We start from the raw sequence: 19,966 nt of genomic DNA, 5'->3' as shown, positions 1-19,966 counted from the left end.
CCATGGACGATACGGCCAAGGTGACGCTCGCTGCCGCGGTGGTGGGCGGGTACGTACTGGGGCGGACGAAGAAGGGCAGGCTCGCGATCACGGTCGCGACCTACCTGGCGGGACGGCGGTTCGGTCTCGAACCGAAGCAACTCGCGGCCGAGGGGATGCGGCGGCTGAGCGATGTGCCGCAGATCGCCGAGTTGCAGGAGCAGTTGCGGGGCGAGGTGCTCGACGCGGGCCGCGAGGCGGTCTCGGCGGCCGCCAACCGCGGGATGGTGTCGCTGGCCGAGGCGATCGGCGAGCGCACGGCCCGCCTCGGCGAGCGAGGCCGCCCGGCCGAGGAGATCGAGGGTGAGATCGAGGGCGGGGACGAGGACGAGGAGGAGGAGGAGGACGAGGGGCCCTGGGAGGAAGAGCCCGAGGACGAAGAGCAGTTCGAGGGGGAGGACGAGGACGGCTACGACGAGGAGCCCGAGGAAGAGCCTGAGGACGAGGAGGAGGAAGAGGAAGAGGAAGAGGAAGAGCCGGAGGACGAGGAACCCGAGGAGGAGCCCGAGGAAGAGGAGCCCGAGGAGGACGAAGAGCCCGAGGAGGAGCCCGAGGAGGAGCCCGCCCCGCGCTCCCGCTCACGGGGTGCCGCGAAGAAGGCCCCGGCCAAGAAGGCGGCAGCGAAGAAGGCGCCTGCCAAGAAGGCCGAGCCCAAGCAGTCGGCGCCCGCCAAGAAGGCGGCGAAGAAGGCTCCCCCGGCCAAGAAGACCGCTCCCGCCAAGAAGGCGGCGAAGAAGTCGGCGCCCGCCAAGAAGGCTGCTCCCGCCAAGAAGAGCGCGGCCAAGAAGGCTCCCGCCAAGAAGTCCGCGGGCAAGACGGCCGCGAAGAAGGCCCCGGCCAAGAAGAGCGCCGCGAAGAAAGCGCCTGCCAAGAAGAGCGCGGCGGCCAAGAAGACGTCGTCGTCCAAGCGGACGGCTTCCAAGCGCGCCGATCGCCGGAGGTAGCGAGCCATGGCCAGCAACGAGAAGGACGGTCCCGAGGACCAGGTGTCAGGTGTCGAGCGGCTGCGCGAGGAGCTCTCGGGCTACCTCTCCGGTCAGGTGGAGCGACTGGCCGGGAAGGCCGGGGAGAAACTCACGGACGTCACCAGTCAGCTGACCGGTGTCGCGAACGGCGGGTCCCTCCCCGCCATCGGATCCCGTGTCCTGCAAGGGGAATCACCGCTGAAGGCCTTCGTCTCCGAGAAGGCCAAGGGCGTGAAGGACAACGTCGTGGGCAAGGCGAAGGACGCCTTCGGCGGAGGCGGCGGAGGCGGCGGAGACGGCGGCGGCGGCGGCGGAAAGGGCGGCGGGAAAAGCAAGTCGGGCGGAAAGTCCATGAACATCATCGAAGTCCTCGACGTCGGCGTGCCGTTGCGCGAGGCGTACGACCACTGGACGCAGTACGACCAGTTCAGCAGCTTCACCAAGGGCGTCCAGAGCGTCTCGATGGGCGACGAGATGGAGAGCGACTGGAAGGTGAAGATCGGCCCTTCCTCCCGCGGCTTCAAGGCCACCGTGCAGGAACAGATTCCCGACGAACGGATCGTGTGGACGTCCGAGGGAGCCAAGGGCAGCACGCGCGGCGCCGTCAGCTTCCATGAGCTGGCACCTTCCCTGACCAGGATCATCCTGGTCGTGGAGTACTACCCGGCGGGCTTCTTCGAGAAGACGGGCAACCTCTGGCGTGTCCAGGGGCGCCGCATTCGCCTGGACTTCAAGCACTTCCAGCGCTACGTCACCCTCAGCGCCGAACCCCCCGAGGGCTGGCGCGGCGAGATCCGTGACGGAGAGGTCGTCGTCTCCCACGAGGACGCGGTGGCGGAAGAGGAAGCGGAGGAGCAGGAAGGCCAGGAGGACGAGGAAGAAGGCGACGAGGAAGAGGACGGCGACTTCGAGGACGCCGAAGACGGAGAGGACGACGAAGAGGACGACGGCGAGTACGCAGACGAGGACGAGGACGAAGAAGAGGACGGCGAGTACGAGGACGAAGAGGAGGAGGAAGAAGAGGGAGACGACGAGGACGACGACGAGGACGGCGAGGAGGACGACGACGAGGACGGCGAGGAAGAGGAGGAGGAAGAAGAAGAGGCGCCTCGTCCCAGGAAGCGGAGAGGGGGCGGACGACGGTGACGGACATGACGTACCGGCAGGCCGCTGACACCATTCCCGGTCCGCAGACGACCAATCTCGCCGACATCCTGGAACGGGTTCTCGACAAGGGCATCGTCATCGCGGGAGACATCAAGATCGATCTCCTCGACATCGAGCTGCTCACCATCCGGCTCCGGCTCTTCGTGGCCTCGGTGGACACGGCCAAGAAGGCCGGAATCGACTGGTGGGAGACCGATCCCGCACTCAGTTCACGCGCATCGCGCAGCGCCCTCCAGGAGGAGAACCGCGAACTGCGCGAACGCATCAAGGCGTTGGAGTCCCCCGACGAAGCCGACGCCGACGAACGGAAGAGATCCAGGGAGCGCGCACGCACATGACCCGTACCCTTCGCACCGGCTCCGCTTCCGGGGGCGGCGCCCTCTATGTCTTCGCCGTGTGCCGCGATCCCGACCCGGGTGCACTCGGGCGGTTGCCCGGCCTCACCGGCGAGGAGCCCGTACGCGCGCTGCCCCTCGGATCACATCTGTCGGCCGTGGTGCAGACCGTGCGGGCAGAGGACTTCACCGACGAGGTGTGGCAGGAACGGCTGGCCGACCAGGAGGAGTTGGAGCGGTACGCGCGGGCACACCATGGTGTGGTCACCGCGGTCGCCGGTGGCACGCCGACCGTGCCGCTCCCGATGGCGACGCTCTACCACGGTGACGGGAGCGCCCGGGCGGCGCTCGGGTCGCAGGTGGCGCGGTTCGACCGCGCACTCGACCGGGTCGCCCACCACGCGGAGTGGGGCGTCAAGGTTTTCCTGTCCCCCTCGGTGGCCCAGGACACCACGAGCCGGGAGGAACCGGCTGCCGCGCCGTCGGACCGGGCCAGGCCCGCCGCGGGTTCGGGGCTCGCCTATCTGAACCGGCGCAGGAACATCCAGGAGAGCCGGCAGCGCCGTCACGTCGAAGCGGGACTCAGGGCCGACGCGGTGGACGAGGCGTTCCGCCGGGTCGCGGCGGAGGCCCGCAGGCTGCGGTTGCACTCCGCCCCTTCCGGCGACGACCAGGGCGTGCAGGTCCTCAACGCCACCTATCTGGTGGCGGAGGCCAGGTCGGCCGAGTTGCACCGGCTGGCAAAGTCGTTGCGGGAGCCGGGCGACGTGGAGGTCGCGCTGTCGGGTCCCTGGGTGCCGTACTCGTTCGTGGGCGAGGTGGAGGGATGAACCGCGAGGTGGTGCCCTGGGATTCCGCCGAGCCGCTGAGTGGCCCGATCGGGGTGCCGCTGGTCGATCTGCTCGACCGGGTGCTCGCGACCGGAGTCGTCATCAGCGGGGATCTGGTGATCGCCATCGCGGACGTTCCGCTGGTACGGCTGTCGCTGCACGCGCTGCTGTCCTCGGTCAGCGAACGCGTGCCCGCTCCCTGGGCCGACGGAGGACCGCTGTGACCGGGGCCCGGCTCGACCTCGACCGTGAGCGGATGGGCCGTGACCTGGTCACGCTCGTCCTCACCGTGGTGGAGTTGCTGCGTCAGCTCATGGAGCGGCAGGCGATCCGCCGGGTCGACCAGGGCGATCTCACCGACGAGCAGGCCGACGAGATCGGCGCCACCCTGATGATGCTCGACCAGCGGATGACCGAACTCTGCGAGCAGCACGGCGTGCGCCCCGAGGACCTCAACCTGGACCTGGGGCCCCTCGGGTCCCTGCTGCCCCGGGACTGACGATGGACGCGTACGGCGGCGGAGCGCACATTGCACCGGAACTGCCCCGCGCCCGGGGGCCGTTTTCGGAAGGCGTACTCGCTCGTCTGCGGGGTGCGGGCGGTCTGCCGCGGCCCGGAGACGCCCGTGCGGCCGATCCGTACGGCGAGGATCTCCACCTGGCGCTGTACGCGTGCTACGAGCTGCACTACCGGGGGTTCGCGGGGGTGGACCCGGATCTGGAGTGGGACCCGGACCTGCTGGCCGTGCGCAAGGGTGCCGAGGACTCCTTCCTGACCGCATTGCGGCGCGACGCCACGGGCACCGGTTCCCTGGAGGACGTCCTGGCCGGGCTCCTGGTGGAACCGGTGCACGGCCAGGGGGTGTCGGACTTCCTCAAAGACCACGGGGAGCTGCGGCACGTCCGCGAGTACGCCGTCCAGCGGTCGCTGTACCACCTGAAGGAGGCCGACCCGCACGCCTGGGTACTGCCGCGACTCGGCGGACGGGCCAAGGCGGGGATGGCGGCGATCGAGTACGACGAGTTCGGGGCCGGGCGCGCGGAGCGCGTCCACGCGCGCCTCTTCGCCGATCTGATGGCGGACCTGGGGCTGGAGACCGCCTACGGCCACTATGTGGACGAGGGTCACGCCGAGATGCTGGCTCTGGTCAATCTGATGTCGTTGTTCGGGCTGCACCGGCGTCTGCGGGGCGCTCTGGTGGGGCACTTCGCGGCGGTGGAGATCACCTCGTCGCCCGCCTCGCGTCGACTCGCCCAGGCGATGCGGCGCGTCGGGGCGGGCAGCGCCGCCGAGTTCTTCTACGTCGAGCACGTCGAGGCGGACGCCGTGCACGAGCAGGTGGTCAGACGCGAGGTCGTCGCGGGACTGCTGGCGGACGAGCCGGAGCTGGCGGCCGACGTCGCGTTCGGCGTCACCGCCACCGGCTTCCTGGAGGAACGGCTCGGGGAACGGCTGCTGGCGGGCTGGCGCGGCCGGCCGGCCCGCTGAGAGGGGCTTTCCGCGGGGGGCCCGGCACCGATGGCGCCGAGTGGTGACCGGGGCGATTCCGCCCCACCCTGGGACAGACCGCTCATCCTTACGTCCGAGGGAGCCCCGATGGCCACCGATGTGGCGTCGCCCGCGCCGTTCGTCCTCACCCTGCCCGGTGTCTACGCGCCGCAGCACGACACCCGCCTGCTGATGCGGGCGCTCGAACGCGAGGCGCTGGCGCCGGGTACGAGGGTGCTGGATCTCGGCACGGGGAGCGGTGCGCTGGCGATCCGCGCCGCCCAGCTCGGCGGTTCGGTCACGGCGGTCGACCTGTCCCGCCGGGCCGTGCTGACCGCCCGGGCCAACGCCCGGCTCCACCGCCACCGCGTCGACGTGCGGCGCAGCGATCTGACCGCCGCCGTCCGGGGCCATACCTACGACCTGGTGCTGTGCAATCCGCCCTACGTGCCCTCGCCCGCGCCCGAGCTCCCCGGGCACGGACGTGCGAGGGCCTGGGACGCGGGCCTGGACGGGCGCGTCGTCCTGGACCGCGTCTGCGACGGGGCCCGGGAGGCGCTGCGGCCGGGCGGGGTGCTGCTGATGGTGCACTCGGCGCTCTGCGACCCGGACCTGACCGTGGAGCGCCTGGAACGGGCGGGGCTGCCCGCCGAGGTGCGCGAACGGGCCCGGGTTCCGCTGGGGCCGGTCCTGCGCTCGCGTCGGGCGTGGCTGGGTGACCGGGGCCTGCTCGGGCGGGGCGCGGAGAGCGAGGAGCTGGTGGTCGTACGTGGCGTACGCGCCGGTTCTCCGGCCGCAGGCCCTGCCGTGTGAGGTCCGCGGCCGGGAAACCGGGCCCTCGGACGCGTTCCGCCTGCCGATCCCCTCGGGAGGAACACCACCGCGGGGTGCGGCCCCGGGGGGTGTCACAGCCCGGAGCCCCCCGTCGCGTCGATCACCCGGCCGGTCACCCAGCGCGCGTCGTCGGAAGCGAGGAAGGCCACGATGTCGGCCACGTCTTCCGGCTGCCCGATCCGGCCCAGCGCGGCCAGGGACGCCGCGTCTGCTTCGGCTTGCGGATTGCCACGCAGCCAGCTCGCGTTGACATCGGTGTCGATGACGCCGGGCGCCACCGAGTTCACGGTGATGCCCCGGGGTCCCAGTTCCTTGGCGAGGGTGAGGGTGAAGGTGTCGAGCGCGCCCTTGGTGGCGCCGTAGGCGATGATCTCCGGCATGGCAAGGCGGGCCGCGCCGCTGGAGATGTTGATGATCCGCCCGCCGTCGCGCAGTCGCTCCAGCCCTTGCTGCACGATGAAGAACGGGGCGCGGACGTTCACGGCGAAGACCTCGTCGAAACCGTCCTCGGTGAGCGAGGCCAGGTCGGAGCTGCGGCCGATGCCGGCGTTGTTGACGATGATGTCGACGGCTCCCCCGGGCGCGAGCGCATCGGCCTGGGCATCGAAGGCAGCCCACAGGCGGGCGGCGTCACCGTGCCGCCCCAGCTCCGCGTGGAGGGCGAAGGCCCGGCCGCCGTCCTTGCGGATGCGCTCGACGACCTCGTGCGCCGCCGTCTCGTCGCGGGCGTAGGCGACTGCGACGGTTGCGCCGTCCCGGCCGAGACGGAGCGCTACGGCCCGTCCGATGCCTCGGCCACCGCCGGTGACCAGTGCCGTCTTGCCCTCAAGCGCCCGTGTTTCCATGGCTGTTGACCACCCTCTATTTGTTGATCGAACACTCAACAAAGAAGTTAGCACGCCTTCTTGAGTGAGCGCTCTAAAATGGAGGGGTGACTGAGACGCGCGCTGAGCGAGGACGGCCGAGGACGTTCGACAGGACCGCGGCACTGGCCGCGGCCACCCGTCTGTTCTGGGAACGCGGCTACGCGGCCACCTCCGTCGCCGAGCTGACCGAGGCGATGGGCATCAGGCCCGGCAGCCTGTACGCGGCCTTCGGGGACAAGAAGTCCTTGTTCGAGGAGGCGGTGCACAGCTACGGGCGCTCGCCCGTGGGCGCCTTCATGGGTGTCGCGCTCGAGGAGGAACCCACCGCGTACGCCGCGTTCGCCCGCATCCTGCGCGAGGCCGCGGTCATCTATCCCGACCCCGCCCACCCGGCCGGGTGCATGACGATCTGCGCGGCCACCAACGTCGCCGCGCAGGATGCCGAGGTCGAGGAGTTCCTGCGCGACCTGCGCAACCGGAGCCTGGACGTCTTCGAGGTCCGGCTGCGCGAGGCGCGACAGGCGGGCGAACTTCCCGACACCGCCGACCCCCGTGCGCTGGCGGCGTACTTCGCGGCGGTCGTCCAGGGCCTGTCGCAGCGCGCCCGCGACGGGGCCACGGCGGCAGAGCTGGCCGCAACCGCCGAACTCGCCCTGGCCGCATGGCCCGTGGCACGGCTCTGATCCCGCGTACCGGCCGCCCGCCCCGTCAGCCTCGCCCCTTTCCCCCCTCGCCCGCGCCCTCCTCGTCCTTCACCCGGCGCCGGTGGCTGGTGTCGCACCAGGGGTGGATTCGGCTCTTGCGGCATACGCACAGGGCGACCACGAACCGGTCCGACACCACCGTGGCGCCGTCCGGCAGGGTCACCTCCACGGGCCCCTCCAGCAGCAGCGGTCCGTCCTCGGTGAGCGTGACGCGGCAGGGGGCACGAGGTGTTTCCGGCACGGGGACCGCCTTCCGGGGTCCGCCGCGCGGGTCTACGGGCGTACGGCCCGGGCGGACACCTGACTCGATGGTGGTCCCCGTCCGGACCGCACGCACGCCGAGCGCCGCGCCGGGTTTCAGACGCGCGCCGCCCCCGTCGAGGCGCCGGGCGCCGTCCCGGCACTCGCCTCCCACTCCGCCACCCGGGCGAGCAGCAGCTCACGGCCGATGGCGTCGGCGCGGGTCGCCTCCACGGTGCAGGCGTAGGCCCCGGCGACTGCGCCGAAGAGGGCGCACCGCGCGGGTTCCTCGCCGGCCAGCCAGCCGAGCAGGAAGCCGGCGGCGAAGGCATCGCCGGCGCCGTTGGAGTCGACGACCGGTTCGGGCGGGGCGATCGCGGGGACGTGCGTCAGCTCGCCGTCGACGAGCAGGTGGGCACCGGCGGCCCCGTCGGTGGCGACCGCGACGCGGGCCCTGCCGTGCTCGGCGATCCTGCGCAGGGTCGCCCCAGGGTCCGCCAGGGCGGTGGCGGAGAGGAACACGAGGTCCGCCTCGAACGCGAAGGGCTCGTGGTACGGGTTGACGCCGTCCCAGTTGTGCAGGTCGGTGGAGAGTGTCAGGCCCGCCTCGCGCAGCAGCGGGAGGGTGAAGGCGCACGGGTAGGTGATCGAGACGTGCGCGTGGCGGCTCCTCTCGGCCAGTGCCCGCACGGTGGCTTCCGGCAGCCGGTCGCTCTCGGCCGCGCGGCTGTCGTCGTACAGGGAGAGCCGCCGGCCGTCCGGGCCGACGAGGTTCACCGCGCGTTTGGTGCCGAGCGGCTGCGGGACCTCGGTGAGGGGGAGGGACCGGTCGCGGTGGAACGCCCGGACCAGGTCGCCTTCGTGGTCGTCGCCGATCAGGTCGATGTGGTGGGTACGCAGGCCGAGGGAGGCGAGCGAGAGGGCGACGAAGTCGCCGGTCTGCCCCGCGCGCGCCGTGATGCCGGGGCGGATCATGTGACTGTCGGCGTACGGGAGCGGCAGCTCGGGGACGTACACGATGGTGTCGACTCCCGCTCCTCCCAGGACCAGTACGTCGTTCTCCGTGCTCATGCGGCTCCCCCGGTAGCGGCTCGTGCGGGACGGAGCGAGTCAAGCAGCCGTCCACAGTCGCCCGCAACGCCTTGCGGAAAAGTACTGAAACCATTTTCACTACGCCCGGCGGCGTCCGGAGCGGGCCGTCCACGTCTTCGCCGTACCTCCCGGCGACCCCGGTCACAGCGCCGGGAAGGCGAGGACATAGCGTGTAGGGGGGTGTAGTAAGTCAAGCCTTACCTTGACGGCACCCTGCCCGCGTTCGCCCGCCCCGAGGAACGAAGGAACTACAGCCCCATGACACGCCCCGTCCGCGTCGCCATTGTCGGAGCCGGTCCCGCCGGAATCTATGCGGCCGACGCGCTGCTGAAATCCGAAGCCGCCAAGGACCCGGGTGTCTCGATCGACCTGTTCGAGCGCATGCCCGCACCCTTCGGTCTGATCCGCTACGGCGTGGCCCCCGACCACCCCCGGATCAAGGGCATCGTCACCGCGCTGCACCAGGTGCTGGACAAGCCGCAGATCCGGCTCTTCGGCAACGTCGACTACCCGAACGACATCGGTCTGGACGAGCTCCGCTCCTTCTACGACGCGGTGATCTTCTCGACGGGCGCCGAGGCCGACCGCGCCCTCGACATCCCCGGGATAGAACTCGACGGCTCCTACGGTGCCGCCGACTTCGTCTCCTGGTACGACGGTCACCCCGAGGTTCCGCGCACCTGGCCGCTGACGGCCGAGAAGGTCGCCGTGCTCGGCGTGGGCAACGTGGCCCTGGACGTCGCGCGCGTCCTCGCCAAGACCGCCGACGAGCTGCTGCCCACCGAGATCCCGGCCAACGTCTACGAGGGCCTCAAGGCCAACAAGGCGCTGGAGGTGCACGTCTTCGGGCGCCGCGGTCCCGCCCAGGCGAAGTTCAGCCCCATGGAGCTGCGCGAGCTGGACCACTCGCCGAACATCGAGGTCATCGTCAACCCCGAGGACATCGACTACGACGAGGGCTCGATCGAGACCCGCCGGGGCAACAAGCAGGCCAACATGGTCGCCCAGACGCTGGAGAACTGGGCCATCCGCGATGTCGGCGACCGCCCGCACAAGCTGTTCCTGCACTTCTTCGAGTCCCCGGTCGAGGTGCTCGGCGAGGACGGTTCCGTCGTCGGTCTGCGCACCGAGCGCACGGAGCTGGACGGCACGGGCAACGTGCGCGGTACCGGCACCTTCACCGACTGGGACGTGCAGAGCGTGTACCGGGCGGTCGGCTACTACTCCGACGAGCTCCCGAAGCTCCCGTGGGACCCCGCCTCCGGCACGGTTCCGCACGCCGCCGGGCGCGTGATCGCGGGCTCCGAGCACATGACGTCGGTGTACGTCACCGGCTGGATCAAGCGCGGTCCGATCGGTCTCATCGGCCACACCAAGGGTGACGCCAACGAGACCGTCGAGTGCCTGCTGGAGGACCGGGCCGAGGGCCGTCTGCCCGCACCGGCGCAGCCCGAGCCCGACGCGGTCGTGGCCCACCTGGAGGGCCGCGGGGTCCGCTACACCACGTGGGAGGGCTGGCACCGCCTGGACGCGCACGAGAAGGCGCTCGGTGCCGAGCAGGGCCGCGAGCGGATCAAGGTGGTGGAGCGTTCGGCGATGCTGGACGCCTCCGGAGCCTGATCCCCGCACGGCGTACGCGTCCCCGGTCCCCGCACGCGCGGAGGCCGGGGACGCCGTCGTTCCCACGGTGACCGGCCGCCGGCCCGCGCCCCGTTGTGGGCGGGCGCACCGGGTGGCACGATCCGGGGTGACCCGGCCGGCCCGCGGAAGGAACGCACCCATGGACGACGTGAGCGGCACCTCGGCGGCTGCGGTGTTCGACGCGCTGGGCGTCCAGTACGAGCGGGCCTTCGCCGGCTCGCCGGCGCACCTGGACTCCCTGCGGGAGCTGACCGGGCATCTCGCGCCGCGCAGCCGGGTGCTGGACGTGGGCAGCGGGACCGGCCGTCCGACGGCCGCGGTGCTGGTGGCCGCGGGCCACGAGGTGCACGGGGTGGACGTCTCGCCGGTGATGGTGGAGCTGGCGGCCCGGCAGGTCCCCGGGGCGTCCTTCGTACGCGCCGACATCCGCGAACTCCCGCTGGCGGAGGAGTCCTTCGACGCCGCCTGCGTCTACTTCTCGCTGCTCCAGATGACCCGCGGCGAACAGGCGGCGCTGCTGGCCGGGATCGCCCGGGCCCTGCGGCCGGGCGGTCTGCTGGCCGTGGCGACGGTTCCGCTGGACGTGGAGGGCGTCGACGGTCTCTTCATGGGCCGCCCGGTGCGGGTGACCAGTTTCGACGGGCCCGCGTTCACCGCGCTGGTGACGGACGCCGGTTTCACGGTCGTCTCCGGCCGCAGCTCGCTGTTCACCCCCGCGCATCCGCAGGCGACGGCCGAACCGCACCTCTTCCTGCTCTGCCGCCGCGCCTGACGCCCGGAGTGCGGGCTCGTTTCCCCGAAGCGACCATGGGTCGCATGGGTGACACGACCAGCGGTGCGGAGAGTCCACAGGTGGCCGGAGGGACGTCGGCGAGCGCGGCGCCGAACCAGGCTCTCGCCCTCGCGGCGATGCTGTTCGCCGTGTCGATGACCTTCATCGACCAGACCATCGTGGCCATCGCCGCACCCGACATCGTCCGTGAACTGGGCCTCACCTCCTCGCAGATGCAGTGGGTGGTCAACGCCTATCTGCTGACGCTGGCGGCGTTCTTCGCGCTCGGCGGCCGGCTGTCGGACCTGTACGGCCATCGCAGGGTCATGCTCTGCGGAACGCTGATCTTCGTCATCGCCTCCGCGCTGTGCGGCGCGGTGCCCTCCGGCGACTTCGCGCAGGCGTGGCTGATCGGGTTCCGCGCGGTGCAGGGCATCGGCGCGGCGTTCATGTTCCCGGCCGCGCTCGCCGTGGTGATCGCCGTGTTCCCGGTGGAACGCCGGGGGCGGGCGCTCGCCCTCTTCTTCGGCGTCTCGGGCGCGCTCACCGCGGTCGGGCCGCTGCTGGGCGGCTGGCTGACCGGGTGGACGTGGCGGGCCATCTTCTGGGTCAACGTACCCGTCGCGGTGATCGCGATCGTCCTCACCCTGCTGGCCCACATCCCGGACCGCTCCCGCCGTGAGCCGCTGGACGTGCCGGGCGCCGTACTGATGGCCCTCGGCATGGGGCTGACCGTGCTGGGGCTCCAGCAGTCGGCCACCTGGGGCTGGGACTCCCCCGCGACCTGGGCGTGCATCGCGGCCGGGCTGGTGGTGCTGGTCGTCTTCTGCCGCTTCGAACTCCGTGCCGCGCACCCGCTCGTCAGGCTCCAGGTCTTCCGCGACCGGGCGTTCAGCGTGGACATGGCCGTGCTCTTCTTCGCCATGCTCGCCTTCGTACCCGTGTTCTTCTTCGCGTCGGTCTACGCCCAGGTGTCCCTGAGCGCGTCCCCGAACCAGGCCGCGCTCTACCTCCTGTACTTCTTCATCGGGTTCGCCCTCGCCTCGCAGTGGGGCGGTCGCATCCTCGACAAACGGGGCGCCCGCCCGGCGATCAGGCTCGGCACCGCCGTCGGTGCCGTCGGCTTCGCCCTCTGGGCCGCCAACCTCACGAAGCTCTCCATGCACGACCAGTGGCTCTACGCCGCCGTCGCCGGCGCCGGAATCGGCCTGCTGCTCGCCCCCGCCTCCACCGACGCGGTGAACCGCTCGATCGGAGCCTCGTACGGGGAGGTCACCGGGGTCACGCAGACCATCCGCAACTTCGCGGCGAGCATCGGCCTCGCGGTCTTCGGCACCGTACTGACGCATGTGACGGTGAGCCGGGTCGGCGAGACCCTGCGCGAGGCGGGGGTACCGAGCGGCACGGCCCACGACGCGGCACAGAGCATCGCGGAGTCCGTGACCGGGAATTCGGACGCGCGGCAGCCCACCGGGGACGGCCGGGCGGCCGAGATCACGCGGGACTCGATGCACGCGATCCGGGTGGACTTCGCGGAGGCCAACCAGTGGGTCTTCTACGGGATGGCCGGGGCGCTCGTGATCGCGTACCTCTGCTCCCGCTTTCACCCGGGGACCCGGGTGACGACGGACGACGCGGATTCGCCGTCACCGGCCTCTCCGCCCGGTGGGAGGCCGCCCGGGAACCCGTGAATCCCAGCGGGTCGTCCCTCCCGCCACCCCTCGCCGCGGCCCCGTCCGGCTCGTACACGGCAGTACTGCGATGATCGCCGGATGACCGACGACTCGCGTACGACGCCGTCCATGACCGCGGGCGACCGTGCCTCCCTGACCGCGTTCCTCGATTACCAGCGCGCGACCCTCGCCATGAAATGCCGGGGGCTGACCGGAAATCAGCTGAAGCGGCGGGCGGTGCCGACCTCGGGCCTGTCCCTCCTGGGCCTCGTACGCCATGCGGCGGAGGTCGAGCGGAGCTGGTTCGGGATGGTGGTGAACGGCGAGGACCTGAAGGCCCTCTGGCCACGGGTGGACGGCGAGTTGGCGGACTTCCAGGTGGAAGACGCCGATACGGACGAGGCGTTCGCGTTCTGGGGCGAGGCGTGCGAGGCCTCCCGCGCCGCCGCGGATGCCGTCGGTTCCCTCGACGACACGGTGGACTTCCGGGGCGAGACCATCTCGCTCCGCTACGTCCTCACCCACATGATCGAGGAGTACGCGCGCCACAACGGCCACGCCGACCTGCTGCGCGAGGCGATCGACGGGGAAGTCGGCGAGTAGGTGGGCGGCCCTTCGGCGGGACCGGCGCCGCACCCGTGACCAGCGGGGTTTCCGCAGGACGCGCGCCCACGATGCGGATGGGGTCTTGCGGCGGTCGAGGGCGGGCGGCTTGGCTGGTCGGATGCAGCACACGCTTGCCCTTCCTCCGCGGCTCTCCGCGCTCGACCACCGTTACCGGGGCGAACATCCCATCCGCACCCTCGGCTACCTGCTCCGCCCGGACCGGGCCCGGCTGGTGCTCGCCGTGGCGGCTTTCATCGTCAAGCACAGCCCGATCTGGCTGCTCCCCCTGATCACCGCCAACATCATCGACATCGTCGTCCGGCACAGCCCCGAAAGGGAGTTGTGGCTCAACGCGGGTGCGCTGCTGTTCGTCCTCGTCCTCAACTACCCCATGCACCTGCTGTACGTGCGCTGCCTCAACGGCAGTGTGCGCCGGATGGGCACGTCCCTGCGGCAGGCGCTCTGCCGCCGCATGCAGCAGCTCTCCATCGGCTACCACGCGCGGACCAGCGCCGGTGTCCTGCAGGCCAAGGTGGTCCGGGACGTCGAACTGGTCGAGCACATGGTCCAGCAGAGCGCGGACATGGGGCTCGCGGGGATCGTCACCCTGATCGGCGGCCTCGCCGTGATAGCCGTCCGGGTGCCGTCGTTCCTCCCGGTGTTCCTCGTGGTCGTGCCGGCCGCCGCGTTCCTCGTCATGAAGTTGCGTACCCGACTGCGTACCCACAACGAGTCGTTCCGCCAAGAGGTCGAGCAACTCTCCGCCCGGGTCAGCGAGATGACGAGCCTGATCCCCATCACCCGGGCGCACGGCCTGGAGAAGGCCGCGCTCGGCCGGGTGGACGGTCCGCTGAGCCAGGTGCTGACGGCAGGGCTGCGCCTCGACGTGCTCAACGGGCGGTTCGGCGCGATGGCCTGGATCCTGCTCAACTCGCTCGGCGTCGGCTGCCTCGCCGGTTCCGCGCTGGTCGCCTACCACGGCTGGCTGGCGATCACCGCGGGTGACGTCGTGATGCTGAGCGCCTTCTTCACCACGCTGACCGGCTCGGTGTCCACCCTGTTGAGCCTGGCGCCGGTGATCAGCCAGGGGCTGGAGTCGGTCCGCTCGGCGGGCGAGGTGCTCCAGGCACCGGACCTGGAGATCAACGCGGGCAAGGAGCGGGTGGAGCGCGTCGAGGGGCGCATCGACTTCGAGAGCGCCGGGTTCTCCTACGACGCGGCCTCCGGCGACGCGGTGAAGGAGTTCACGCTCTCCGCCCGGCCGGGCGAGACGGTCGCCCTGGTCGGTGCGTCGGGGGCGGGCAAGTCGACGGTCCTCAACCTCCTGATCGGGTTCATCCGGCCGGCCTCCGGGCGGATTCTGCTCGACGGCAGGGACATGGCCTCGCTGGACCTGCGTACGTACCGGCGGTTCCTCTCCGTCGTCCCGCAGGAGTCGATCCTGTTCGAGGGCACGGTGGAGGAGAACGTCACCTACGGTCTCGGCGACACGGACGAGGGCACGGTCCGCCGGGCGCTGCGCGACGCGAACGCGCTGGAGTTCGTGGAAGCCCTTCCGGACGGCGTCCGCACCGTGGTCGGCGAGCGCGGGGCCCGGCTGTCGGGTGGCCAGAAGCAGCGCCTGGCCATCGCCCGCGCGCTGATCCGGGACCCGAAGGTGCTCATTCTCGACGAGGCGACCTCGGCGCTGGACACCCGTTCCGAGGCGCTGGTGCAGGAGGCTCTGGCCCGGCTGGTGCGGGGACGGACGGTCTTCGTGGTGGCCCACCGGCTGTCCACGATCAGGGCCGCCGACCGGATCGTGGCGATGGAAGGCGGCCGGATAGCGGAGATCGGCACCCACGAGGAGCTGATGCGCCGCGGCGGTGTGTACGCGGGTCTGCACCCGTCCCGGGCGGCTTAGGCCGTGTGTCGAAAGTCCCGCCTGTCCCGCGATGTCCGGGCGGACGGCGCTACTTTCGACACACGCCATGGCACGTACGCGCCGCGGCCCGGACCCGGGCGGCTGCCCGGGTCAGCCGCGGGGGGCGCGCCGGGTGCGGGTGCGGTTCTCCAGCAGGCTGCGCCGGATCTCGGCCGCGGTGTGGCGGGCATGGTCGGTGGTGGCTCTGCGCTCGGAGACGGACGGCACGAAGCGGTACGTGGGCTGCCGGCAGCGTCCGCAGGGCAGGTCGGTGCTGACGAGGTAGCCGTCCTCGCAGTCGGGGTCGGGGCAGCGGCCCCGCGTCAGCAGGGCTTCCGCGATCTCCAGCGGGGTCCACCGGCGGCGGCCGTCCTCGTCCTTCTCGTGCAGGGCGTGTGCCCAGCGGAGGTTCCAGCGGCGCTCGATCCGCTCCCGGAGGACGAAGGCCGTCCGCCGTCCCAGCTCCTGGCGGATCAGGTCGTGGATCTCGGCGGGCAGCCCTCGGCCGAATCCCTGGACGAGGGGCTGCGGCAGGGCGTTGAGTACGTAGCCGAAGGGGTCCTTGCCGGCGAAGCGGTGCCATGCCTCACAGCCGCAGGAACCGTCCGGCCGCTTCGGGTTGTGGCAGCGCCCGCAGAGTCCCCGGCAGTCGGCGCAGAGTCCCTGGTCGAGACCGTCCAGGTGGGGCGCCGGGGCCCGTCCGCACTCGCGGCAGCAGGAGCTGCAGGGTCCGCAGAGCCGCTCTCCGGCCACGTGCGTGGACCAGGTCCGCGTCTGGCACCGGCAGCACAGGGCACTGTTGCAGTACTCGTGGTGCGCGGCGCCGGAGTGACGGCCGGAGGGCGGGAAGGACATGACGGAGTGCTCCAGACGCGCGACGGGGAGCGGCACGGTGTCGCTCCGGGTCGCCGGAAATCGGACGGGGACCTGGAGACGACGTTACCGCCCGCCGCGGGTGAACGCGGCGGGCGGCCGGGTGCGCGAGGTCGGCGGGAGGGGCCGGGTGCCCTGCGTGGCGGGCGCGCGGCCGTCGGGTCTCAGGGTCTGAGCCCGCTCACGATCTCGGCGGTGGAGGCGATGCCGTCGTGGATCGTGGGTGCCATCCGCGTGCCGGCGATGAGGAAGCCGAGCAGGGCGCAGACGATGGCGTGCGAGATTTTCAGTCCGCCGTTGCGCATGAAGATGATCGCGATGATCAACAGGAACACCACGAGTGAGATGGAAATGACCATGCCCCGCCTCCTCCGCCGCGCCCGGTGTGCGGCATGCCGCGGCCAGTGTGGCGGAGCGCGAGCGCCGTTCGGCGGACTGGCGTGTCCGCCGAACGGGTGTTGACTGGCTGTGACGATGTCGCCCGGAGAGGTGACGGCGGCAGGTCGGCGTCCCGTTGACGGGGCGGGCGGAACGCGTCCTCCCGCCCCGTCCCGGCGCCGTCAGGGGGCCGGGAGCTCGACCAGGTCGGCGACGGCCTCGCGGTGGCGGCCGGCCGTTCCGTATGCGAGGGAGTCTGCCTTCGCACGCTTCAGGTACAGGTGGGCCGGGTGTTCCCAGGTCATGCCGATCCCGGCGTGGAGCTGGACGCACTCCTCGGCCGCGTGCACCGCCACCCCGGAGCAGTACGCCTGGGCGACGGCCACCGCGAGGGGCGCGTCGGCCGCGTCGGTGGCCAGCGCGTCGGCGGCGTTGCGGGCGGCGGCTCGGGCCGAGACGACCTGGAGCCAGAGCTCGGCCATGCGGTGCTTGAGCGCCTGGAAGGAGCCCACCGGCCGGTTGAACTGGTGGCGTTCGCGCGTGTACCGGACGGTCTCGGCGAGGCACCACTCGGCGACGCCGAGCTGTTCGGAGGCGAGCAGACCGGCGCCGGTCAGCAGCCCGTGCCGTACGGCCGCGGCGCCGGCGTCCGGCCCGGCGAGCAGCGTGGCGGCGGCGCCGTCCAGGGTGATCCCGGCGAGGGGCCGGGTGAGGTCGAGCGGGACGAGCACCTCCAGGACCACCCCTCGGGCGGCACGCTCGACCGCGTACAGCCCGGTGGCGGCGGGTACCAGGAGCACGTCGGCGAGGGCCGCGTCGGCGACGCCCCGTACGGTGCCGGTCAGCGCGCCGCAGTCGGCGGTCACGTCGGCGGTGTGGTCCGCGCCGGGCGCGGCGGCGAACGGTACGGCGAGCGCGGCGGTGTGCCGTCCCGCCGCGAGGTCGCCGAGCAGCTCGGCCGCGGGCCCGTTCTCGACGCCGAGGGCGAGCAGGGCGGCCGTCGCGACGACGGCGCTGGTCAGGAACGGGGACGGGGTGACGGCCCGGCCGAGTTCCTCCAGGACGACGGCGGCCTCCCGGTGGGTGGCGCCGAGGCCGCCGAGCTTCTCGGGCACCAGCAGTCCGGCGGCACCGATGTCCGCGGCGAGGGTCTTCCAGAGGTGCTGGTCGTACGGCGTGTCGGACTCGGTGCGGGCGATCACGGACGGCGCGCCGGACCGGTCGGCGAGCAGGGCGCGGACGGCCGACCTGAGGTCCTCCTCCGCCTCCGAGTAGAGGAGGTCGGGGGTGGCGGGCTGGTTCGGGGCGGTCATCGGGCGAGGTCCTTCCAGGCGACGTCCTTGTCGGTGCGCGGTTCGGCGGGCAGGCCGAGGACGCGCTCGGCGACGATGTTCAGCAGCACCTCGCTGGTGCCGCCCTCGATCGAGTTGCCCTTGGAGCGCAGGTAGCGGTAGCCGGCATCCCGCCCGGTGAAGTCCACCAGCTCGGGGCGGCGCATGGTCCAGTCGCCGTAGAGCAGGCCCTCGTCGGCGAGGAGTTCGACCTCCAGCCCGCTGATCTCCTGGTTGAGCCGCGCGAAGGCCAGCTTCATGCCGGAGCCCTCGGGGCCGGGCTGCCCGGCGACGAGCTGCTGGCGCAGCCGTTCCCCGGTGAGCCGGGCGACCTCGGCCTCCACCCAGAGGGTGAGGAGTTTCTGGTGGAGGTCGGGGGTACGCAGTTCGGGGCGCTCGCGCCAGGTGCGCGAGACGGGGCCGATCATCCCGCCCTCACGAGGGATGCGGGCTCCGCCGATGGAGACGCGCTCGTTCATGAGTGTGGTCTGGGCGACCTTCCAGCCCTCCCCGACGGGTCCGAGGCGCCTGCTGTCGGGGATGCGCACACCGGTGAGGAAGACCTCGTTGAATTCGGCCTCGCCGGTGATCTGCCGCAGCGGGCGCACGTCGACGCCCGGGTCGGTCATGTCACAGATGAAGTAGCTGATGCCCCGGTGCTTGGGCAGGTCGGGGTCGGTACGGGCGATGAGGATGGCCCAGCGGGCGAGGTGGGCGCTGGACGTCCAGACCTTCTGCCCGTCGACGGTCCAGGTGTCGCCGTCGCGGACCGCCCGGGTGGAGAGCGCGGCCAGGTCGGAGCCGGCACCGGGCTCGCTGAAGAGCTGGCACCACACCTCCTCGCCGATCCACAGCGGGCGCAGGAACCGCTGCTTCTGCTCGTCCGTGCCGAAGCCGAGGATGGTGGGGGCGGCCATGCCGAGGCCGATGCCGATCCGGCGGGGGTCGTTGTCGGGGGCGCCGGCGGCTGCGAGTTCGGCGTCGACGACCGGCTGGAGGGAGCGGGGGGCGTCGAGGCCGCCCAGGCCGGCCGGGTAGTGGACCCAGGCGAGCCCCGCGTCGAAGCGTGCGCCCAGGAACTCGGTGCGGCCGGTGGTGGCCGGGGGGTGTGCGGCGAGCAGCTCGCGGGTGCGGCGGAGCAGTTCGGCGGCGTCGACGGTGGTGGTCATCGGGTGCCTCCGGTCGGCAGCACGACGACGCGTCCGGTGGTCGTGCCGTTCGCGACCCGCTGGACGGCGTCCGCCGCGGCGGACATCGGGACACGCTCGCTGACCAGCGGCTTGACGAGCCCCTGGTCGGCCAGCTTGGTCAGCTCGTCGTGGCACGCGCGGACGGCGGCCGGGTCCTTGGTGTTGTAGAGGCCCCAGTGGAGTCCGAGGACGGAGTAGTTCTTGACGAGGACGTGGTTGAGCGCCGGGGCGGGGATGGTGCCGCCGGCGAAGCCCACGACGACGATCCGCCCCTCGAAGGCGATGCATTTGACGGACTTGGCGTAGGCGTCGCCGCCGACCGGGTCGTAGACGACGTCCGCGCCGCGCCCGCCGGTGGCCTCCTTCACCACGGCGACGATGTCCTCGGTGCGCCGGTCGATGACCAGGTCGCAGCCGAGTTCGCGGGCGACGGCGGCCTTCTCGGGCCCTCCGGCGACGCCGATCACGGTGGCGCCCGCGGCCTTGCCGAGCTGGACGGCGGCGCTGCCCACTCCCCCGGCGGCGGCGTGCACGAGCAGGGTCTCGCCGGGCTGGATACGGGCCCGGCGGTGCAGGCCGAACCAGCCGGTCTGGTAGCCGATGTGCAGGGCGGCGGCCTCCGCGTCGTCCAGCGCGTCGGGGGCGGGCAGCAGGGCCGCCTCGTCCACCACGACGTACTCGGCGAGGCCGCCGTCCGGGAGCGCGGGGGTGGCGAGCACCCGGCGTCCGTCCTCGGTCTCGCCGCAGATCTCGACCCCGGGCGTGAAGGGCAACGGGGGCCTGACCTGGTACTGGCCTCGGCAGAGCAGCGCGTCGGGGAAGTTGATGTTGGCCGCACGCACCGCGAGGAGTGCCTGGCCCTCGCCGGGGACCGGGCGGTCCGTCTCGTCGAGGGTCATCACCTCGCTCGGTTCGCCGTTCCGGTGCACTCGCCATGCCTGCATGAAGGCCTCCACAAACCTGTCGGCGTAACTCCTGCTCCGGCGCATACTAAGCGGTCGCTTGCTCCCTGGGAACACTCTGCGGACCCGGAAACGGG

General features: G+C 71.9%; 22 protein-coding genes. 14 read left to right on the top strand and 8 right to left on the bottom strand.

Features of this window, described 5'->3' with window-relative positions:
- Positions 1 to 2: 2 nt before the first annotated feature.
- The 8 genes from OG599_RS33770 (at position 3) to OG599_RS33735 (ending at position 5,637) form a co-directional block, all read left to right on the top strand.
- On the top strand, positions 3 to 983 hold the full coding sequence (locus tag OG599_RS33770; RefSeq protein WP_327179776.1) for a histone protein: 981 nt from the start codon (positions 3 to 5) through the stop codon (positions 981 to 983).
- A gap of 6 nt (positions 984 to 989) precedes the next feature.
- A complete protein-coding gene (locus OG599_RS33765) occupies positions 990 to 2,150 on the top strand; it encodes an SRPBCC family protein (protein WP_327179775.1) in 1,161 nt (386 codons plus the stop codon).
- The gene (locus tag OG599_RS33760) at positions 2,147 to 2,509 is read left to right on the top strand and encodes a gas vesicle protein (protein ID WP_442809639.1); all 363 of its coding nucleotides are present in this window, start codon (positions 2,147 to 2,149) and stop codon (positions 2,507 to 2,509) included. The genes OG599_RS33765 and OG599_RS33760 overlap by 4 nt, the downstream gene beginning before the upstream one ends.
- Positions 2,506 to 3,336, top strand: a complete 831-nt coding sequence (locus OG599_RS33755) for a GvpL/GvpF family gas vesicle protein (protein WP_327179773.1) — start codon at positions 2,506 to 2,508, stop codon at positions 3,334 to 3,336. The genes OG599_RS33760 and OG599_RS33755 overlap by 4 nt, the downstream gene beginning before the upstream one ends.
- Positions 3,333 to 3,560 (top strand): gas vesicle protein, encoded by a 228-nt coding sequence (locus OG599_RS33750; protein ID WP_327179772.1) that lies wholly within the window; start codon positions 3,333 to 3,335, stop codon positions 3,558 to 3,560. The genes OG599_RS33755 and OG599_RS33750 overlap by 4 nt, the downstream gene beginning before the upstream one ends.
- Positions 3,557 to 3,835 (top strand): gas vesicle protein K, encoded by a 279-nt coding sequence (locus OG599_RS33745; RefSeq protein WP_327179771.1) that lies wholly within the window; start codon positions 3,557 to 3,559, stop codon positions 3,833 to 3,835. Before OG599_RS33750 ends, OG599_RS33745 begins: the two co-directional genes overlap by 4 nt.
- A 2-nt stretch (positions 3,836 to 3,837) precedes the next feature.
- The gene (locus OG599_RS33740) at positions 3,838 to 4,824 is read left to right on the top strand and encodes an iron-containing redox enzyme family protein (protein ID WP_327179770.1); all 987 of its coding nucleotides are present in this window, start codon (positions 3,838 to 3,840) and stop codon (positions 4,822 to 4,824) included.
- A 108-nt stretch (positions 4,825 to 4,932) separates the two neighbouring features.
- The gene (locus OG599_RS33735; RefSeq protein ID WP_327179769.1) at positions 4,933 to 5,637 is read left to right on the top strand and encodes a HemK2/MTQ2 family protein methyltransferase; all 705 of its coding nucleotides are present in this window, start codon (positions 4,933 to 4,935) and stop codon (positions 5,635 to 5,637) included.
- A gap of 92 nt (positions 5,638 to 5,729) precedes the next feature.
- Here the strand turns inward: OG599_RS33735 and OG599_RS33730 are convergent, their stop codons facing one another.
- Positions 5,730 to 6,503 carry a glucose 1-dehydrogenase gene (locus OG599_RS33730; protein WP_327179768.1) on the bottom strand — a complete coding sequence of 258 codons (774 nt, stop codon included), beginning with the start codon at positions 6,501 to 6,503 and terminating at the stop codon, positions 5,730 to 5,732.
- Positions 6,504 to 6,589: 86 nt separating this feature from the next.
- Here OG599_RS33730 and OG599_RS33725 point away from each other — a divergent pair, with 86 nt between their 5' ends.
- Positions 6,590 to 7,207 carry a TetR/AcrR family transcriptional regulator gene (locus tag OG599_RS33725; RefSeq protein WP_327179767.1) on the top strand — a complete coding sequence of 206 codons (618 nt, stop codon included), beginning with the start codon at positions 6,590 to 6,592 and terminating at the stop codon, positions 7,205 to 7,207.
- A 25-nt stretch (positions 7,208 to 7,232) separates the two neighbouring features.
- Here OG599_RS33725 and OG599_RS33720 read toward each other — a convergent pair whose 3' ends face one another.
- Entirely contained in the window at positions 7,233 to 7,469 is a 237-nt protein-coding gene (locus tag OG599_RS33720) for a CDGSH iron-sulfur domain-containing protein (RefSeq protein WP_327179766.1), read from the bottom strand.
- 116 nt (positions 7,470 to 7,585) lie between these two features.
- Positions 7,586 to 8,539, bottom strand: coding sequence for an adenosine kinase (locus tag OG599_RS33715; RefSeq protein WP_327179765.1), 954 nt, complete (start codon positions 8,537 to 8,539; stop codon positions 7,586 to 7,588).
- Positions 8,540 to 8,818: 279 nt separating this feature from the next.
- On the opposite strand from OG599_RS33715, the gene OG599_RS33710 reads away from it, so the two are divergent.
- From OG599_RS33710 to OG599_RS33690, 5 genes are all read left to right on the top strand, one after another.
- Positions 8,819 to 10,180: an FAD-dependent oxidoreductase gene (locus OG599_RS33710; RefSeq protein ID WP_327179764.1), complete on the top strand. Its 1,362-nt coding sequence runs from the start codon at positions 8,819 to 8,821 to the stop codon at positions 10,178 to 10,180.
- A gap of 160 nt (positions 10,181 to 10,340) precedes the next feature.
- On the top strand, positions 10,341 to 10,973 hold the full coding sequence (locus OG599_RS33705; RefSeq protein ID WP_327179763.1) for a class I SAM-dependent methyltransferase: 633 nt from the start codon (positions 10,341 to 10,343) through the stop codon (positions 10,971 to 10,973).
- A 44-nt stretch (positions 10,974 to 11,017) separates the two neighbouring features.
- Entirely contained in the window at positions 11,018 to 12,664 is a 1,647-nt protein-coding gene (locus OG599_RS33700) for an MFS transporter (protein ID WP_327179762.1), read from the top strand.
- A gap of 81 nt (positions 12,665 to 12,745) precedes the next feature.
- On the top strand, positions 12,746 to 13,249 hold the full coding sequence (locus OG599_RS33695; protein ID WP_327179761.1) for a DinB family protein: 504 nt from the start codon (positions 12,746 to 12,748) through the stop codon (positions 13,247 to 13,249).
- A gap of 121 nt (positions 13,250 to 13,370) precedes the next feature.
- On the top strand, positions 13,371 to 15,155 hold the full coding sequence (locus OG599_RS33690; RefSeq protein WP_327179760.1) for an ABC transporter ATP-binding protein: 1,785 nt from the start codon (positions 13,371 to 13,373) through the stop codon (positions 15,153 to 15,155).
- 111 nt (positions 15,156 to 15,266) lie between these two features.
- Here the strand turns inward: OG599_RS33690 and OG599_RS33685 are convergent, their stop codons facing one another.
- The 5 genes from OG599_RS33685 to OG599_RS33665 all read right to left on the bottom strand — a co-directional run bounded on the left by OG599_RS33685 (position 15,267) and on the right by OG599_RS33665 (position 19,871).
- Positions 15,267 to 16,010, bottom strand: a complete 744-nt coding sequence (locus OG599_RS33685; RefSeq protein WP_327180279.1) for a hypothetical protein — start codon at positions 16,008 to 16,010, stop codon at positions 15,267 to 15,269.
- 182 nt (positions 16,011 to 16,192) lie between these two features.
- The gene (locus tag OG599_RS33680) at positions 16,193 to 16,387 is read right to left on the bottom strand and encodes a hypothetical protein (protein WP_327179759.1); all 195 of its coding nucleotides are present in this window, start codon (positions 16,385 to 16,387) and stop codon (positions 16,193 to 16,195) included.
- 201 nt (positions 16,388 to 16,588) lie between these two features.
- Positions 16,589 to 17,719 carry an acyl-CoA dehydrogenase family protein gene (locus tag OG599_RS33675; protein ID WP_327179758.1) on the bottom strand — a complete coding sequence of 377 codons (1,131 nt, stop codon included), beginning with the start codon at positions 17,717 to 17,719 and terminating at the stop codon, positions 16,589 to 16,591.
- Positions 17,716 to 18,906, bottom strand: a complete 1,191-nt coding sequence (locus OG599_RS33670; protein ID WP_327179757.1) for an acyl-CoA dehydrogenase family protein — start codon at positions 18,904 to 18,906, stop codon at positions 17,716 to 17,718. Before OG599_RS33670 ends, OG599_RS33675 begins: the two co-directional genes overlap by 4 nt.
- Positions 18,903 to 19,871, bottom strand: a complete 969-nt coding sequence (locus OG599_RS33665; RefSeq protein ID WP_327179756.1) for an NADPH:quinone oxidoreductase family protein — start codon at positions 19,869 to 19,871, stop codon at positions 18,903 to 18,905. The genes OG599_RS33670 and OG599_RS33665 overlap by 4 nt, the downstream gene beginning before the upstream one ends.
- Between the last annotated feature and the right edge of the window lie 95 nt (positions 19,872 to 19,966).

The organism is Streptomyces sp. NBC_01335, from assembly GCF_035953295.1.
In the GTDB taxonomy this organism is placed as follows: domain Bacteria; phylum Actinomycetota; class Actinomycetes; order Streptomycetales; family Streptomycetaceae; genus Streptomyces.
The sequence above is the reverse complement of the archived record's forward strand: the minus strand, read 5'-3'. Positions and strand labels throughout refer to the sequence as shown.